Here is a 16548-nt window from a genome sequence, read left to right as displayed (position 1 = left end):
CCATGGAGCGATGGACATGCCCAGCACCCACTGGACGACCCACTGGCACACCCGCAGGGACCCTTTCGCCGAGGAGTGCCGTACCGCGCGCGCCGATCTGCTCGCCGACCTCGGCAATCCCGGCGCCGCCCAGAAGCGCGTCCTCGACGACATCATCGACATCAGCGCCGGTTCCCTGTACTGGCAGGAGAACGGCTACGACGCGGCGACCGACGCGGACTCGTTCCGCGCCCTCCTGCCGATCATGCGGTACGACGACTTCGTCCCCGCCATCGAGCGGGAGACCCGGACCAAGGGCGGCGTCCTCACCTGCAGCCCCATCGTGCGCTGGCTCAAGACCAGCGGCACGACGGGCACGCCCAAGCGGGTCCCGTACACCCTGCACTGGGTCCTGACCTACCGGATCCCCGCCATGCGCGCGATGTGGGGCACCTACCTCGAGCAGCATCCCGAGCTCCTGGCCCACCCCTTCGCGACCCTGGACACCCAAACGGTGCGCGAGGATGTCAGCGACTGGGTGCACGGCGTGGAGCACCAGGCCATCAGCAACCGCCACCCCAAGATCAACAGCCGGGACTGGAACCCGCCGTGGTACGAGGCGCCCTGGTTCGGGCCGCAGGCTCCCGCCTCCCACGAGGGCCGGATGTACCACCGCATCCGGCACCTGGTCGGCAAGGAGCTGCACTACATCTCCTCGATCAACCCGAGCACCCTCGTCTCGCTGCGCGACCACATCGCCCTGCACGGCAACCGGCTCGTACGCGACCTTGCCGACGGCACCCTCGACGGCGCCCCCTGGGGCGAACCCGACCGGGAGACCGCCGCGCATCTCGCGGACGTGCTGCGCGACCCGGACTTCACGCTCAAGGACGTGTGGCCGTCCCTGACCCTCTACACCTGCTGGTTGTCGGCGTCGGCCGAGCTGTACCGCGACAAGCTCGACGCGGTCCTGCCCGGCGTGGCCGCTCTGCCGTTCATGAGCTGCGGCACCGAGGGGGTCACCACCATCCCGGTGGACGGCACCGTCGGCAGCCAGCCGCTCGCGGTCGACCAGGCCTTCTTCGAGTTCGTGCCCGCCGCGCAGCCGCTCGGCCGCATGCTGGACGAGCGCACGCCCGTCCCCACCCTGCTCTTCGACGAGGTCGAGGCCGGGGCCGAGTACCACCTTGTCATGTCACAGGCCAACGGCCTGTTCCGGCTGTGGACCGGTGACATTTACCGCGTGGACCGGATCGTGGACGGCGTGCCCTGGATCCACTTCGTGCGCCGGGACGGCCTGTTCCACTCCTTCACCGGCGAGAAGATCACCGAGCCCCAGGTCACCGAGGCCATCACCCGGGGGCTGCGGAACACCGGCCGCGGCACCGGCCTCTACATGTGCGGCCCGCGGTGGGGCGAGCCCCCGCACTACGTCGCCGTGGCGGAGACGCACGACGGCGCCCACGCCCTGGACCCGGAGCTGTCCGGGCACGTGGACCGGGAACTCATGGACATCAACATCGAGTACGCCGCCAAGCGCGGCAGCGGACGCCTGGCCTCCTTCGAGGTCGTCACGGTGCCGCCGGACGCCATCGGCGCCTACCTGGAGAGCCGGCGGCAGGCCGGAAACGCCACGCAGCACAAGTACAAGCCGTTCCACCAGAACATCGACTTCCTTGCCGACCTCGTCGGTTGCGACGTGAAGGGCTGATGATGATCGAGCTGAAGCGCACCCCCCTCAGCACCCGCCGCGAAGTGCACCGCGTGCGGCGGCCCGGCGCCGACCTCGCGCTGCACGTGTGGCGGCCGCAGGAGATCAAAGGCGTGGTCTTCTACTTCCACGGCCTGCAGAGCCACGCCGGCTGGCTGTGGGAGACCGGCCCCCAGTTCGCCGCCAACGACATCGCCTTCTGCGTCCTCGACCGGCGCGGCAGCGGCATCAGCGACGGCCCCCGCAACGAGATCGCCGACACCGACACCGTGATCGGCGACTACGCCGCCGCGCTGGCCGCCGTGCGCCGGATGGCCGGCGAGGACAGCCCACTGAGCCTGTTCGGGCACTGCCTGGGCGGCTCCGTCATGGCGGCCGCGATGCACCACCCCGCCTTCGACACCCGCTACGACGCCGCCGTCTTCTGCTCGGCCTGGCCCGGAAAACTGCACGCGACGCTCACCGAGGACCAACTGCGCGCGCTCGCCCGCGAAGAGAGCACCGAGACCTGGGACGCGGGCCTGAAGGCGGCGGACTTCACGGACGTCCCCAAGTACCGGCACTACATCGAGAACGACGACCTCGCCGTCCACCGGCTCACCCGCCGCTCGCGCCGCACCCTCCTGGAGCTCGAGCAGCTGTACATGTCCCCCGCGCGCGGCGGCATCCCCGACGTGCCCACCGTCTACGTCTCGGGCATCACCGACCCCATCGTGGACCTCGACGACGCCCACAAGACGTTCATCTCCCTGACCTCCGGCCGCGGTTCGATCATCAAGCTGCCCGCCGACAAGCACTACCTCTTCTTCACCGACGTCCGCACCAGCCTCGTCAACTGGGCCTCCACCTTCACGCTCGTCCAGGGGCTGGAGCAGCATGGCTGAGGCTCTGCTGCTGCACGCCGCGCTGCCCATGCAGGTGGGCTTCGACCATCCGGCGGCCCGCCGCCGGCGCTCGGAGAGCCTGGTCCTGCGCCTCACGCTGGACGGCGTCAGCGGCCTCGGCGAGTGCGCACCGCGACCCTACGTCACGGGCGAGACCACGGAAGGCGTCGTGGAGGAACTGCGCCGCGTGGACCTCCCGTTGCTCTTCCGCAGGCTCCGGGACACCGATGCCGGGGAACTGGCGGCGCTGCTGCTCCGGGACGGCTTCGAGCGGACCTTCGGCATCCACGGGGGCAACAACCTGGTGTGCCTGCTGGAGACGGCCGTCCTGGACCGCCTCGGCCGCGTCCTGCACCGTCCCCTGGCCGCTCTGCTCGACGGTCCCTCGCCACCGGACGGCACCGGTCCGCTGCCCATCTCTCAGGTCATGGATCTGGGGATCACGGCGGAGCGGTTCCTCGCGACGCGCGGCCCCTTCCACTTCGTCAAGATCAAGGCGTCCGGCGACATCGGCCGGGACGTGGCGGCGGTCACCGCGGTCCGCCGGGCGCTCGGCCGCCACGTCCCGGTCAGTGTGGACGCCAACATGAGCTGGACCACGCAGACCGCGCCGGCGCACATGACGGCCCTGCGCGACTGCGGCGCGGACCTCGTCGAGGAGCCGCTGCCCAAGGGCTCGTGGGACGCCCTGCGCGCCCTGCGCCGGCGCACCGGGCTCGCCGTGATGCTGGACGAGTCCCTGTGCTCCCCCGCCGACGCGCGGGCCGCGGTGGCGGCCGACGCCTGCGACGCGTTCAACATACGCGTCGCCAAGTGCGGGGGCCCGACGCACTCGGCACGCATCATCGGCATCGCCCGGCAGCACGGCGTACCTTTCCAGGTCGGCGTCCAGGTGGCCGAGGTCGGTCCGCTCATCGCGGCCGGCCGGGCCCTGGCGTTCCGCAACCGTGACGCGGTCACCGTGGAGGCCGGCCAGTCGGACCGGTTCTTCGACCCCATGATCGTCTCTCCCGCGCCGGCCGTGGACCGCACCGCCAACACCGTCACCCCCACCGGGCACGACGGCCACGGGCTGGAGCTCAACGAACACGCCGGACCCTACGCACTGATCGAGTACACCGAGGGCGCCGGCCGGTGGCGGCCCGCGACGACACCTGTGAAGGCCGAGGCATGACACCATACTTCTCCGATCTGCTGGTCGACTTCCTCAACCAGCAGGACATCGACTACGTGACCTTCAACCCCGGGGCCTCGTTCCGCGGTCTCCACGACTCGCTGGTGCACGCGGAGGACGCACCGGAGATCGTGATGGCGTGCCACGAGGAGATCGCCGTGGCGATCGCCCACGGCTACCACAAGGCGAGCAACCGGCACATGGCCGTGTTCACGCACGCCAACGTCGGCCTGTTGCACGCCTCCATGGCCGTCTTCAACGCCTGGTGCGACCGCGTCCCCCTGCTCGTCCTCGGCGGCAACGGGCCGCTCGACGCGGGCAGGAGGCGGCCGTGGATCGACTGGATCCACACCTCGCAGAACATCGAGTCGGTCGTCAAGGACTACGTCAAGTGGTGCGACCAGCCCACCAGCCAGCGGGCCACGGTGGAGTCCCTCTACCGCGCGTTCCGGCTGATGACCACGGAGGCCCAGGCACCGGTGTACGTGGCCCTGGACTTCGAGGTCCAGGAGCAGCCGCTGGAGGACGGCGTCCGGCTGCTGCCCCAGCACGCGGCACGGCCCGCCGCCCTCCCGCCGCTCGGCGAGCCCAGCGCCCGCGGCCTGGCCGAGCGGCTGCACGCCGCCGAAGCCCCGCTGCTGATCACGGACTTCAGCGGCCGTGACCCGCGGACGGTGGCGCCCCTGGTGACGCTCGCCGAGAAGGCCGGACTCGCCGTCCTCGACCGCGGCAACCGGCTCAGCTTCCCCAACACCCACGAGCTCAACGTCTCCTTCGCCGACCCCGGCGTCCTCCGGGGCACGGACCTGGTCCTCGCCCTGGAGGTGCAGGACCTGGCGGGCGCGCTGGGCGCCGTCCCCGGCCCGCCCGAGCCGGATGCCCATGTCGTCACGATCGGCACCAACGACCTGCTCACCAGCAAGTGGTCCGCGGACTACATGCAGTTCGTCCCGGTCGACGAGTCCTTCAGCGCCGACACCCTGGGCACCCTCACGGCCCTGCTCGACATCGTCGAGGACAAGGACGGCCCCTTCGCCACCGACGAGTTCGCCGAGCGGCGCGACGCCCGTGCCCGGCGCCTCGCCGGGGCCCGCGCGGCTGCGGACGACCGGTGGGCCGATCACCTGCGTCGCGCTCAGGACGACGAGGTCATCGACGTCGCCTGCGCGGTCGACGAGATCCACAAGGCCGTCCGCGACGAGCCCTGGATCCTGGCCAATACCGGCAGCCTGACCATCGACGGCTGGGTCAAGAAGCTGTGGCCGCTGGAGCGTCCGCAGAGCTACCTCGGTCTCAACGGCGGCGGAGGGCTCGGCTACGGACTGGGCGCATCGATCGGCGCCGCACTGGCGCACAAGGACTCCGGACACCTCTGCATCGACCTGCAGGCCGACGGCGACCTGCTCTACACGCCCAGCGCACTGTGGACCCTGGCCGCCTACGACGTCCCGCTCCTCGTCGTCGTCATGAACAACCGCCTCTACCTCAACTCCACCCAGCACGCGGCACGGATCGCGGAGAACCGCGACCGCGACACCGGCAAGGCACACATCGCGACCAGCTTCCACGACAGCCCCGTCGACTTCGTCACGCTGGCGCAGTCGTTCGGCGTCCATGCCCTGCCGCGCGTGGCCACCCTCGCGGACGTCGCTCCCACCGTGGCCAGTGCCGTCGACCACATCACGACGCACCGCAAGCCGGCGGTCGTCGAGATCCGCATCAAGTGACCGGCACCCCACCGCCCCAAGGAGGCTGTCCCCCGTGGACGACACGATCCGCTTCTTCCAGTGCACAGTGGACGACACGCACTGCATCGGCTTCGACGAACCCGGGGAGGGCGAACCCCTCACGCTCTTCCCCGCGGCACCGGGAGCAGTGACCGCGGCCCTGGCCGCAGCGGACGGCGACCGCGCCGCCTTCACCGACGCCGTGACGCGCGGCGCGGAACCGCTGACCGTCCCCGCCGACGAGCGGCACCTGGTGCGGTTCCTGCCGCCCCTGCTGCCGGCCGCCCCTGCGGACGCCCTGGCCGGCGGGTTCATGCAGACGCACAACGTCAAGACCTCCGGTGACGACACCGTACGGGAACAGCCGAACTGGTTCTTCAAGGGGCTGGGCCACTCCCTGCGCGTCTCCGGCGACGACCTGCGCGTCCCGGCAGCCGCCGTGGCCGTGTGCGAGGAGGCCGAAGTGGTGCTCGTCCACGTCTGCGACGCCGACGGCACTCCCCGCTACGCGGGTTACACCTTTGGCAACGACCTGACGGACATCGGCCGCTTCCGGCTCGACCGCGGCCACCTCTCCTACGCCAAGCTCTGCGACGCTGCGGTGTCCCCCTGGTTCTTCGCCGCTCCACCGCCGCGGCACGTCACGGGCACGGTCACCGTCGAGCGCAACGGGACCCCCGCCTGGCAGGGGGCGTTCACGACCGGGTTGGACGCCCTGCACTACGCACAAGAGGACATGATCTCGCACTTGTTCTCCCACACGGCGCTGCACCACCCCGGCCGGGTCCACTACGTCTTCCTCGGCGCGGACCGGAGCAGCTTCCATGCGGGATTCACCATCGCGCACGGAGACCGCCTGACCATCGACGTGCCCGGCCACGGCATCTCCCTGTCCAACACGGTTCGCTGGTCCCCGCGTTGAGCGACGGCCCCTACGCGGAGCGGGTGACGGGCCCCCGCGGCTCGGCCGTCATCGGCAGGGCGTCGGGGCGCAGGACGTTGCTGCGGACACAGCGGATGCGGTGCTCCGGCACCGGCCGCAGCCGCCAGGCGCCGGCGATGGTGCACAGGGCGAGCGTCGCGTGGGCCGTGCCGAGGGAGCTTCCGATGCACTGGTGGTCGCCCGCACCGAACGGCAGGAAGGCGCCGCGGGGCAGCGTCCTGGCGCGCCCGGGCAGCCACCGGTCCGGGTCGAAGCGCAGCGGGTCGGGGTAGAGGTCCGGGTGCCGGTGCAGGGCGTGGGGGCAGAAGGCGACGTCCGCCCCCTGCGGCACCCGGTAGCCGGCGAGGTCGAGCTCGCGCAGGGCGCGGCGCCCCACCAGCGGCGGCGCGGCGAGCCGCAGCACCTCGGTGACGACCCGGCCGGCGTACGGCAGGCGGGCCAGGTCCTCGTGGCGTGCGGGACGTCCGCCCAGGACGTCGTCGGCCTCCTCCTGGAGCCGGTGCTCGACGTAGGGGTGACGGCCCAGCTCGTGGCAGGCCCAGGCGAGGATCATGCCGGTCGCGACGGCCCCGGCGACCAGCATCTCCAGGGCCTGGTCGAGGACTTGGCGCCGCGACAGCCGCTCGCGGGTGGTCCGGTCGCGGACCTGTGCCAGGACGCCGAGCAGTCCGGCCGGTGCGCTGCCCGGGGGCGGGAGCGTGTCGATCGCGTGGACCAGCATCCGCCGCAGCAGGGCGGCCGCACAGCGGTGCCGGCGCCGCACCGGGGCCGGGGCCCGCGAGAAGAGCCCGGTCTCCTCGGCCGCTCCCCGGTCGACGTCGAGGATACGGCGGGCGGGATCCGAGACGGGCATGCGGGCCGGCCGCACCCCCGTCAGGACGGACCACATGGCCTCGGCCGCGCAGGCGACGGACTCGTGGACCATGTCGACCGGCCGGCCCGGGCTCCAGTTCGCGGCGAGGCGTGCGGCCACCGGCCCGATGACGTCGGCGTGACACGCCATCAGCTCGTGCCGGAAGGCGGGTTGCAGCATCCGGCGCCGCGCCCGGTGGGCGGGGCCCGCCGTGCCCAGCAGCGCCTCGCCGAAGAGCCGGCCCGGCCCGTTCTCGTACACCCGGCACAGCGCGTCCCCTTCGAGGGCGAGCGCCTGGCGGACCGGCTCCGGCTCGGTGAGCAGGTAGAGGTCCCGCGGCCCCAGCCGCAGCCGCTGGACCGGCCCCGCCCCGGCGCACGAGGCGAGCAGGCCGGGCAAGTCCTTGAGGAGCGGCCGCACATGGCCGAGCACTGCACGCGCACCGGGAGCGACGGGCGGTTTCATCCGGCGAAGCTACCCCTCGCGGGAGGCGGTCAAGCGCTCTGCCGGTGTCCGGGGGGTGTGAGCGTGAGGCGCAGGAAGCGCGGCCGGTAGAGGTCCGCGCGGCGGACGACGTCCTGCGGGTCGAGGCTGTTGACGTTGTACGAGACGACGAGTTCCCCGCGGCGTTCCAGCTCGGGGTGCTCGTGCGGGTTGTAGGCGATGACGTTCGCGTTGCGGTAGGTGCCGTACGGTCCCGCCTCCGGTGCCCTGTACACCGTCCGCGCGCGGCCGAACGGGCCGAACGGCGTGCGGGACCAGGCCACTTGGAGCTCTGCACTGAACGGCTGGTCCGCCCGCTGCGTGAGCAGGGCGTACCAGGGGCCGTGCCGGACGACGCTGAGCTCGTCGGAGGTGAGCAGGGCGGTGCCGCCGGGCCCGGTCAGCCGGGCGGCGTCCGCTTCGCGGGCGGACCAGGTGCCGTGGGCCGTCCGGTACTGCCAGGGCCGGCGCAGGTCGGTGCCGGTGACGCGGGCCAGGTGCAGGAAGTTGCCGCCGGAGGGCGCCCGTTCGGTGCCGTAGACGTAGGTGTGCCGGTCCTGCCGGGACAGCCAGGCGCCCCAGGCGATGCGGGCGGACGACGGCAGGGGGGTGACCGACACCGGCCGGTCGAGCCGGCCGGTGCGGAACCGGGCCAGCGCGTTGCCGCGCCAGGCGATGTCCAACGGGCCTGTGCCGGTGAGCTCGTAGCGTGCGTAGACGACCTCCGCGGTGCCGGGGCCGTCCGTGGTGCCGGCCCGGGCCCAGTACCAGCCGGACGGGGGCGCGACGAGGGACGTGGGGCCGCCGTCCCGGTCGTGCCCGGTGGCCGTGTGCGGGCCGGATCGGTTCCAGAGCACGAAGCTGTTGTGGACGAAGGGCGTCGGGGTCCGCGAGCCGTCGGGGTGCACGGTGCCGAGGAACGTGTCGGAGAAGAGCCAGAGTTCACCGGCAGCCGTCCGCACGGAGTAGGTGCTGTCGCCGCCCGTCCAGTGGGCGGGCGCGGCACTCCGGGCTGCGTATCCGCGGAACGCTTCGTTCAGCGCTGTGTCGGGGCGGATCTGCGACAGCGTGGGCGGCTCCGCGACCGGCGCAGGGGCGGCGGGCGGCACGAACGCGCAGAGCAGGACGAGCAGGGCGGATACCGCCGTCTTCCCCGGGAACTTTCGCACGGAATCCCCAACGAGCGGGACATACCCGCCGTTTCCCTCTCCGGTGCCCACAGCCCCGGAAACCGGTGCAACAGGAGCCCGGGGAGCTCCCGTTGGTACGAACTGGGTGACGCGATGCCGCAAGGCGACCCTCCCCGGCGCGGTGAGCGCCGCCGCAGCGGGGTAGGCGGCAGGGGCGCCTGATTCCCTGGGAGAGGACGTCGACGATGGCCCTGAAGCATCCCCGCCACCACCGCCGTGCCGCACGCGACGTGGAGATCAATCCGGTCTTCACCCGGGAGCCGGTCCACGTGCCCCGGCACGCCCTGCCGCGCGGGGAGATGGGACCGGACACCGCGTACCAGATCGTGCGCGACGAGCTGATGCTGGACGGCAACGCCCGGCTGAACCTGGCGACGTTCGTCTCCACGTGGGCCGAGCCGCAGGCGTTGCGGCTGATGGCCGAGTGCGCCGAGAAGAACATGATCGACAAGGACGAGTACCCGCAGACGGCGGAGCTGGAGACCCGCTGCGTGCACATGCTGGCCCGGCTGTGGAACGCCCCGGACCCGCACCGCGCGGTCGGCTGCTCGACGACCGGTTCGAGCGAGGCGGCGATGCTCGCGGGCCTGGCGCTCAAGCGCCGCTGGCAGCACCGGCGCCGCGCCGAGGGCGCCCCGGCGGCCCGGCCGAACCTGGTGATGGGCATCAACGTCCAGGTCTGCTGGGAGAAGTTCGCCGACTACTTCGAGGTCGAGCCCCGGTACGTGCCGATGGAGGGCGACCGCTACCGCCTCGACGCGCCGACCGCCGTCGCGCTCTGCGACGAGAACACCATCGGCGTGGTCACGGTGCTCGGTTCCACCTTCGACGGCAGTTACGAGCCGGTCGCCGAGATCGCCGCCGCGCTGGACGAGCTGCAGGAACGTACCGGCATCGACGTGCCGGTCCACGTCGACGGCGCCTCGGGGGCGATGATCGCCCCGTTCCTCGACCCCGGCCTGTGCTGGGACTTCCGGCTGCCGCGCGTGGCTTCGGTCAACACCTCCGGGCACAAGTACGGGCTGGTGATGCCCGGGGTCGGCTGGGCGCTGTGGCGGGACAAGGACGCGCTGCCGGACGACCTGGTCTTCCACGTCAACTACCTGGGCGGGGACATGCCGACCTTCGCCCTGAACTTCTCCCGCCCCGGTGCCCAAGTGGTCGCGCAGTACTACAACTTCCTGCGGCTCGGCCACGAGGGGTACCGGCGGGTCCAGCAGACGTGCCGGGACGTCGCGATGCGCCTGGCGACGGAGATCTCCAAGCTCGGCGCCTTCGAGCTGATCACCGACGGCAGCCAGACGCCGGTGTTCGCCTTCCGGGTGCGCGAGGGCACCGAGGCGTTCACCGTGTACGACGTCTCCGCCGCCCTGCGGGAGCGGGGCTGGCTGGTACCGGCCTACACCTTTCCGCAGAACCGTACCGATCTGGCCGTCTTGCGCATCGTCGTCCGCAACGGCTTCAGTCATGATCTCGCCGATCTGCTGCTGGACGACCTGCGCCGGGTCCTGCCCCGGCTCGCCGGCCAGGACAGGCCCTACCGTGGAGTGGACGACGCGGGCGCCTTCGCACACGGTGCCGAGACCGCGTGCCCCCGGCGCCCGGGACCCGGCGAGTGAGGAGCCCCCCCCCGATGTGCCGTCTGTTCGGCCTGAGCAGCGCTCCCCGGCGCGTGCGCGCCACGTTCTGGCTGCTGGACGCGCCCGACAGCCTCAGCGTCCAGAGCCGGCACGAGCCCGACGGCACGGGGCTCGGCCACTTCGCGGCCGACGGGAGGCCGGTGGTCCGCAAGGCGCCGCTGGCCGCCTGGCAGGACCGGGAGTTCGCCCAGGAGGCGCGGCAGGTGGAGTCCACGGCCTTCGTCGCGCACATCCGCTTCGCCTCCACCGGCGGTCTGCAGGAGCGCAACACGCATCCGTTCGTGCAGGACGGGCGGCTGTTCGCGCACAACGGGGTGATCGAGGGGCTGGACGCGCTGGACGCCGAACTCGGCGCGGACCGGGCCCGGGTGCTGGGCGACACCGACTCCGAGCGGTTCTTCGCGCTGGTGACCAGGGAGATCCGGGACCGCGGCGGGGACGTCGCGGCCGGGATCGAGCACGCGGCGCGGTGGGCCGCCGGGCATCTGCCCGTCTACGCCCTCAACCTGGTCCTCGCCACGGCGGACGGGCTGTGGGCGCTGCGGTATCCGGACACGCACGAGCTGTACGTGCTGGAGCGCCCCGCGGGCGGCCATCACGGCCGCCGGCACCTGGACCACAGCGGCACCGCGGGCCGGCTGCGGGTGCATTCGCAGGACCTGGCCCACTCCCCCGCGGTCGTGGTCGCCAGTGAGCGCATGGACGAGAACCCGCACTGGCGGCCGATGGAACCCGGCGAGCTGCTGTACGCGGGCCCCGGCCAGGAGGTCACCCGCCGCGTGGTGCTGCCCGAGGAGCCCCGCCACCGGCTGACGCTCGCGGACCTGCGGCCGGAGGCGGCCGCCTCGCAGCATGCGGCCTGACCCCCATAAGTGTGAGGCAAATTAAACGCAAGACCCTGCCGACGGTAACCTCGGTCACCGACCCTGGAGAGATGTCACAGAACATATCAACGGCAGCCCTCCCGGCTCCTGCGCCTGCCCGCGCAGGGGACGGTGCGGGCCGCCGCACGGGGGCGGGACGGCTGGTCGGCGTGGATCTGGCCCGGGGACTGGCGGTCTTCGGGATGTTCGCCGCCCACGTCGGCCCGGATCCGTCCACCGGGGGGATCACCGGATTTCTCATGGAGCTGTCGCACGGCCGGGCGTCCGCGCTGTTCGCCGTGCTGGCCGGCTTCTCGCTCGTGCTGATGACCGGCCGGCGGGTGCCGAAGACCGGCCGTGACGGACAGGTCGCCGTCGCCCGGATCCTGATCCGCTCCGCCGTGCTGCTCGTCCTCGGCACGGCGCTGACCATGACGGGTACGCAGGTCGAGGTGATCCTCGCCTACTACGGGCTGTACTTCGTCCTCGCCCTGCCGCTGTACCGGCTGCGGGCGCGCACCCTGGCGTGGCTGGCGGCCGGCGCGGCGCTGGTGCTGCCGCAGGCGCTGTACCTGGTGCAGGACTCCATCAGCACCGGCACCTGGGCCGAGCGGGTCGCCGCGCACGATCCGCTGGCCCGCATCAGCGGCACGGACGGGCTCGTCGACCTGTTCTTCACCGGCAGTTATCCGGTGCTGACGTGGATGCCGTTCGTGCTGGCCGGCATGGCGGTCGCCCGGCTCGACCTGGGCTCGCGCGCGGTGCTCGGGCGGCTGGCCGCCGTCGGCGGAGCACTGGCGGTGCTCGGCTACGGCGGCTCCTGGCTGGCGCTGAACCTGTTCCACAGCATCTCGGCCGCCGTCGGGGCGGTGGGCGACGGGCCGGTGATGTCGGCCTGGTGGTCGGACGCGGTGGGCGACCCGACGGGCGACACCCCCGCCTGGCTGCTGGTGGCCGCACCGCACAGCGAGACCACCCCGTCCATCCTCGGCAACGCCGGGGTCGCGATCGTGGTGCTCGCGGCCTGCATCGCGGCGGCCGACGCCCTGCCGCGCTTCCGGCGGGCGGCCTGGCCCGTCGTCGCGGTCGGCAGGATCTCGCTGACGGCCTACGTCCTGCACATCGCCGCCATCTGGGCCCTGGGCATCGGGGACGTGCCCGGCTCCCCGCTGCCGGTGCTGCTCGGTTTCATCGCGGCCTTCATGCTGCTCGCCGTCGTCTGGCTGCAGTACTTCCAGCGGGGCCCGCTGGAGTACCTGATGAGCAAGGCCACGGGGATCGCCCGGCTCGTCCCCGAGAGCCCGGAAGCGCAGCCGGAAGCACAGCCGGTCAGTACGTCCACTCCGCGGTGAGAGCCTGCACCGCGGAGCCGTCGGGGTCGGAGAGCTTGATGCCGACGAACTCGCGGGCCCAGTCGGAGGTCTGCACCCGGAAGGGCGGCTGCTCCGCGGTGAGGACGTCCATGACGGCCGCGGCCGCCTCGTCGGGGGTCTGTGCGGTGCCGAAGGCCTTCATGGTGCGGTCGATGTAGGCCTGCAGGGCGGGGGCGTACGGGCCTGCCGCGTCCAGCATCGCGGGCACGTCCAGGTCCACGTTCGCCACGAACTCGCTGGCCACCGCGCCCGGTTCGACCACCGAGACGCCGACGCCGACGGTGGCGGCGACCGGGGCCAGCGACTCCATGAAACCCTCGGCGGCGAACTTGGCCGCGCAGTAGGCCTCGTTGAAGGGCTGTCCGACGATGCCGCCGACGCTCGTCACGGTGACGACACGGCCGCCGGAGGCACGCAGGTGCGGCATGGCGGCCCGGGTGACCTCGACGACGCCGAAGAAATTGACCTCCATCGCGGCCCGTACGGCGTCGACGGTGCTCTGCTCGACGGTACCGAGCTGCCCGGCGCCGGCGTTGTTGACGACCGCGTCCAGGCGGCCGTGCGCGGCGACGGCCGCCTCCACGCAGGCGGCGACCGAGGCGGGGTCGGTCACGTCGAGGCGCTCGACGTGGATGCGGTCCCCGGCTCCGGCCTCTGCGGCGGCCGTGCGCAGCGCCCCGGCCTTGGCGGTGTCGCGCATGGTGGCGACGACGGTCCATCCGGCGCGGGCGGCGGCCACGGCGGTGGCCAGGCCGATCCCCGAGGAGGTGCCGGTGATCAGGACGGTCCTGGCGGTGGTGGTCATGTGGTCTCTCCCGCAAGCTTCAGAATGTGTGTGCACACACTAATAACGCGTGCACGCACACGCAACCGCGTAAACTGCTCCCATGGCGCGCAACGACATCACCCTGGGAGAACTGGCCGCCCGCGACCACGCGTTCTACGGCCTGGTGTGGGCCGGCACGACACTGAGCGCCCGGGTCGACCAGGCGCTGATGCGGGCCCACGACCTCCCCATGTCCTGGTTCGAGGTCATGCTGTGGCTGCGCGGCCAGAGCGAGCCCGTCGCCGCGTCCGACCTCGGCGCCAAGACCCTGCTCAGCCGCAGCCAGGTCTCCCGCGTCGTGGACGCCCTGCAGGCGCGCGGCCTGGTCGCCCGCATCCCCTCCCCCACCGACGCCCGCTCCGTGCGGATCGCCCTCACCGAGTCCGGCCGGCAGACCTTCGCCGCGGCGGACGCCACGCGCCGGGAGGCCCTGGCCGAGGTGTTCGACGACCGCCTCGACGACGACGACATCCAGGCGCTGGAGACCGTCTGGGCCAAGCTCAAGCAGCCGCCGCCCGCCCCGTGAGCCCGGGCCCGTTCAGCGCCAGTACTGGGCGAGGATGCCCTCCTTGAACGGTGCGGGCGAGATCGTGAGGTCCCCGGAGAACGGCCGGTCCAGGGTGAGGACGAGGAGCACGCTCACACCGATGAGGGCCGCGACCGAGCCCACGAACACCAGCTGGACGCGGATGCTGCGGATCCCGTACACCCAGGTCAGCGGGATGACGACCAGTGCTCCCCCGCAGACCAGTGCTGTGAGGAGCACCGGCATCTGCTCCTGTGACGTCGCGAGCCGGCTGCGGCGCGCGGCGGCGACGCCGCCCAGGTTGGAGACCGCCTGGCTGTAATAGGCCTTCTGCGCCTCGGTGGTGGGCTCGTACTCCTGGAAGGCCCGGTACAGACGGGCGACCTGAGGGTTGGTCAGGCTCGGATCCGGGTGCCCCAGGCGCATGCGCGGCCACTGCTTCTCGACGATGGCATGCACATACAACCCTATGGCGTCCGAGATCCTGTGCTGCTGCTCGGCGGGGAAGACCGAGGCGTCCCGCAGGACCTCGGCGGTCTGCGTGGCCTCGGTGGCGACGTTGGTCCTGGCCGCGCCGAGGGCCTCCCACTCGGCCACGATGACGAAGGCGAGGATGATGCCGTAGATCGCGCCGTAGATGCCGAGGACGACACCGATGGTCTCGTTGTGCCGCCCCTCGACGGTGTGCGGGAAACGGCGGCGCACCAGCATGCTGCCCGCTATGGCGAAGAGCATGATGCCGCCGACGAAGACGGTGGCCAGAGACGGGGTGGTGAAGGTGTTGAGCAGCCAGAGTTCCACGGCACCCTTCCGCGGGCGGGTCCTGTCGGCATCGTCCGCATGCTTCCGCGGCGCGACGGTCCCGCACGGGCGGATCATGAAGGGTCCACAAGGCCTCCGCATCCGCTTCACCGCAGCACCGTCCGGCGTCGAACGCGCGACCGCCCGTGCCTTGTGACCGGCTCCGGCACTCGTCCCAGCAGGTGGACTTACCCGGCGGGCGATGCACCGCGGCGCCCGCCGGGTACGTAGAGGCCCGACTCCCCGCAGACGGCGATCGAAGAGGACGGCATGCCGGCACGCAACGCCCCGCAAGGCCCGAGCGGGGTTCGACCCCGCTCGGAGCGCGGGCTGCGCGTACGGCCGGTGTCCTCGTGGTGCGCGGCCGGCTTCAGCGCCGGACTGGGCCTGACCCTGGCCTACCTGGCCGTCCAGACCGTGCTGCGGATCAGCGGCATCCTCACGCTCCTGCTGCTGGCCCTGTTCGTGGCGATCAGCCTGGAGCCGCTGGTGGCCGGGCTGGCCCGGCGCCGGATGAGCCGCGGATGGGCGGTGACCCTGGTCGTCATCGGACTGCTGGCGGTCCTGGCCGGGTTCCTCGCCCTGGTCATCCCGCCGGTCTCCGGCGAGGTCGCCTCGCTCGTCCACGCCCTCCCGGCGTGGCTCGACCAGCTGCACGACCACCACTCCTTCCTCGGCCGCCTGGAGGACCGCTACCACCTCGTCTCCAAGGCCCGCCGCCAGTTCGGCTCCGACCTGGGCAAGGCCGTCGTCGGCGGGCTCCTGGGCGCCGGCCATGTCGTCATCAACGCCGTCACCGGCACCGCACTGGTCGTCGTGCTGACCGTCTACTTCATGGTGGGCATGGAGCAACTGAAGTGGTTCGCCTACCGGTTCGTCCCGCTCAGCCGCCGGGCCGGCGCGATGGAGGTGACCGAGGAGATCCTGCTGCGCGTCGGTCGGTACATGCTCGGCAACGTCGTCACCTCCGCCATCGCGGGACTCGCCACCTTCTTCTGGTGCGTGGGGTTCGACGTGCCGTACGCGGCGGCGCTCGGTGTCTTCGTCGCGCTGATGGACATGATCCCCGTGATCGGGTCGACGATCGGCGGCATCGTCGTCAGCCTGGTCGCCCTCTCGGTGTCCTTCCCGATCGCCCTGGGCACGGCGGGCTTCTACACCGGCTTCCGGCTGGCAGAGGACTACCTCATCATGCCGAAGGCGATGCGCTACGCGGTCAACGTGCACCCCATCGTCACGGTCGTCGCCGTGGTGGTCGGCGGCGCCCTGCTCGGCATCGTGGGGGCGCTGATCGCCATTCCGGTGGCGGTGGGGATCGGGATCGTGCTGGACGACTCGGTGTTCCCGCGGATCGATGCGGCGTGAGGGGCGTTCGCGCAACTGGGCGTAAAGGGCCTGGATTCGAGGATCTGAAGTGCCTCTATGGGAGCAGACCACTGCAGTGATCCGGGAACTCTGGAGGTGGATTCTGCGGAAGCCACCTAGGCAGTGTCTGATGGCTCTTGCCCGGGTGGTGGATCTGTTGCCGCTCTGGGCAGGAGCCAGGCATGGTGCGGCGGCATGAACTGACCAACG

At 72.0% G+C, this 16548-nt stretch carries 14 protein-coding genes; 10 read left to right on the top strand and 4 right to left on the bottom strand.

Translation table 11 applies throughout. The features are described from left to right. Positions 1-16 precede the first annotated feature (16 nt). From ACWD4B_RS28650 to ACWD4B_RS28630, 5 genes are read left to right on the top strand one after another with little or no spacing between them, the layout of a single operon-like run. Positions 17-1690: a GH3 family domain-containing protein gene (locus ACWD4B_RS28650; RefSeq protein WP_451423467.1), complete on the top strand. Its 1674-nt coding sequence runs from the start codon at positions 17-19 to the stop codon at positions 1688-1690. Then, positions 1690-2574, top strand: coding sequence for an alpha/beta fold hydrolase (locus ACWD4B_RS28645; RefSeq protein ID WP_336415153.1), 885 nt, complete (start codon positions 1690-1692; stop codon positions 2572-2574). The genes ACWD4B_RS28650 and ACWD4B_RS28645 overlap by 1 nt, the downstream gene beginning before the upstream one ends. Then, positions 2567-3748, top strand: a complete 1182-nt coding sequence (locus ACWD4B_RS28640; RefSeq protein ID WP_451423466.1) for an enolase C-terminal domain-like protein — start codon at positions 2567-2569, stop codon at positions 3746-3748. The genes ACWD4B_RS28645 and ACWD4B_RS28640 overlap by 8 nt, the downstream gene beginning before the upstream one ends. Further along, a complete protein-coding gene (locus tag ACWD4B_RS28635) occupies positions 3745-5475 on the top strand; it encodes a thiamine pyrophosphate-binding protein (protein ID WP_451423465.1) in 1731 nt (576 codons plus the stop codon). Before ACWD4B_RS28640 ends, ACWD4B_RS28635 begins: the two co-directional genes overlap by 4 nt. 34 nt (positions 5476-5509) lie before the next feature. Beyond that, positions 5510-6397 carry a fumarylacetoacetate hydrolase family protein gene (locus tag ACWD4B_RS28630; RefSeq protein WP_451423464.1) on the top strand — a complete coding sequence of 296 codons (888 nt, stop codon included), beginning with the start codon at positions 5510-5512 and terminating at the stop codon, positions 6395-6397. 10 nt (positions 6398-6407) lie between these two features. Here the strand turns inward: ACWD4B_RS28630 and ACWD4B_RS28625 are convergent, their stop codons facing one another. Both ACWD4B_RS28625 and ACWD4B_RS28620 read right to left on the bottom strand, forming a co-directional pair. Beyond that, complete coding sequence (locus tag ACWD4B_RS28625) at positions 6408-7736, bottom strand: cytochrome P450 (RefSeq protein ID WP_451423463.1); 1329 nt, start codon at positions 7734-7736, stop codon at positions 6408-6410. A 29-nt stretch (positions 7737-7765) separates the two neighbouring features. Then, complete coding sequence (locus tag ACWD4B_RS28620) at positions 7766-8923, bottom strand: DUF5005 domain-containing protein (RefSeq protein ID WP_451423462.1); 1158 nt, start codon at positions 8921-8923, stop codon at positions 7766-7768. Positions 8924-9129: 206 nt separating this feature from the next. Between ACWD4B_RS28620 and ACWD4B_RS28615 the strand changes: the two genes are divergently transcribed. From ACWD4B_RS28615 to ACWD4B_RS28605, 3 genes are all read left to right on the top strand, one after another. After that, positions 9130-10563, top strand: coding sequence for a glutamate decarboxylase (locus ACWD4B_RS28615; RefSeq protein ID WP_451423461.1), 1434 nt, complete (start codon positions 9130-9132; stop codon positions 10561-10563). A 14-nt stretch (positions 10564-10577) separates the two neighbouring features. Continuing rightward, a complete protein-coding gene (locus ACWD4B_RS28610; RefSeq protein ID WP_451423460.1) occupies positions 10578-11447 on the top strand; it encodes a class II glutamine amidotransferase in 870 nt (289 codons plus the stop codon). Between the two features lie 71 nt (positions 11448-11518). Then, complete coding sequence (locus tag ACWD4B_RS28605; protein ID WP_451423459.1) at positions 11519-12799, top strand: DUF418 domain-containing protein; 1281 nt, start codon at positions 11519-11521, stop codon at positions 12797-12799. Here the strand turns inward: ACWD4B_RS28605 and ACWD4B_RS28600 are convergent. After that, complete coding sequence (locus ACWD4B_RS28600; protein ID WP_451423458.1) at positions 12777-13625, bottom strand: SDR family NAD(P)-dependent oxidoreductase; 849 nt, start codon at positions 13623-13625, stop codon at positions 12777-12779. The genes ACWD4B_RS28605 and ACWD4B_RS28600 overlap by 23 nt on opposite strands. A gap of 82 nt (positions 13626-13707) precedes the next feature. Between ACWD4B_RS28600 and ACWD4B_RS28595 the strand changes: the two genes are divergently transcribed. Further along, positions 13708-14172, top strand: a complete 465-nt coding sequence (locus tag ACWD4B_RS28595; RefSeq protein WP_451423457.1) for a MarR family winged helix-turn-helix transcriptional regulator — start codon at positions 13708-13710, stop codon at positions 14170-14172. A 12-nt stretch (positions 14173-14184) separates the two neighbouring features. Here ACWD4B_RS28595 and ACWD4B_RS28590 read toward each other — a convergent pair whose 3' ends face one another. Then, entirely contained in the window at positions 14185-14973 is a 789-nt protein-coding gene (locus ACWD4B_RS28590; RefSeq protein WP_451423456.1) for a bestrophin-like domain, read from the bottom strand. Positions 14974-15243: 270 nt separating this feature from the next. Here ACWD4B_RS28590 and ACWD4B_RS28585 point away from each other — a divergent pair, with 270 nt between their 5' ends. Beyond that, complete coding sequence (locus ACWD4B_RS28585; RefSeq protein WP_451423455.1) at positions 15244-16338, top strand: AI-2E family transporter; 1095 nt, start codon at positions 15244-15246, stop codon at positions 16336-16338. The last annotated feature ends 210 nt before the right edge of the window (positions 16339-16548 follow it).

The organism is Streptomyces sp. NPDC002536, assembly GCF_053594995.1.
Note: the sequence above shows the minus strand (reverse complement) of the source record. Positions and strands in the feature narration are given on the sequence as shown.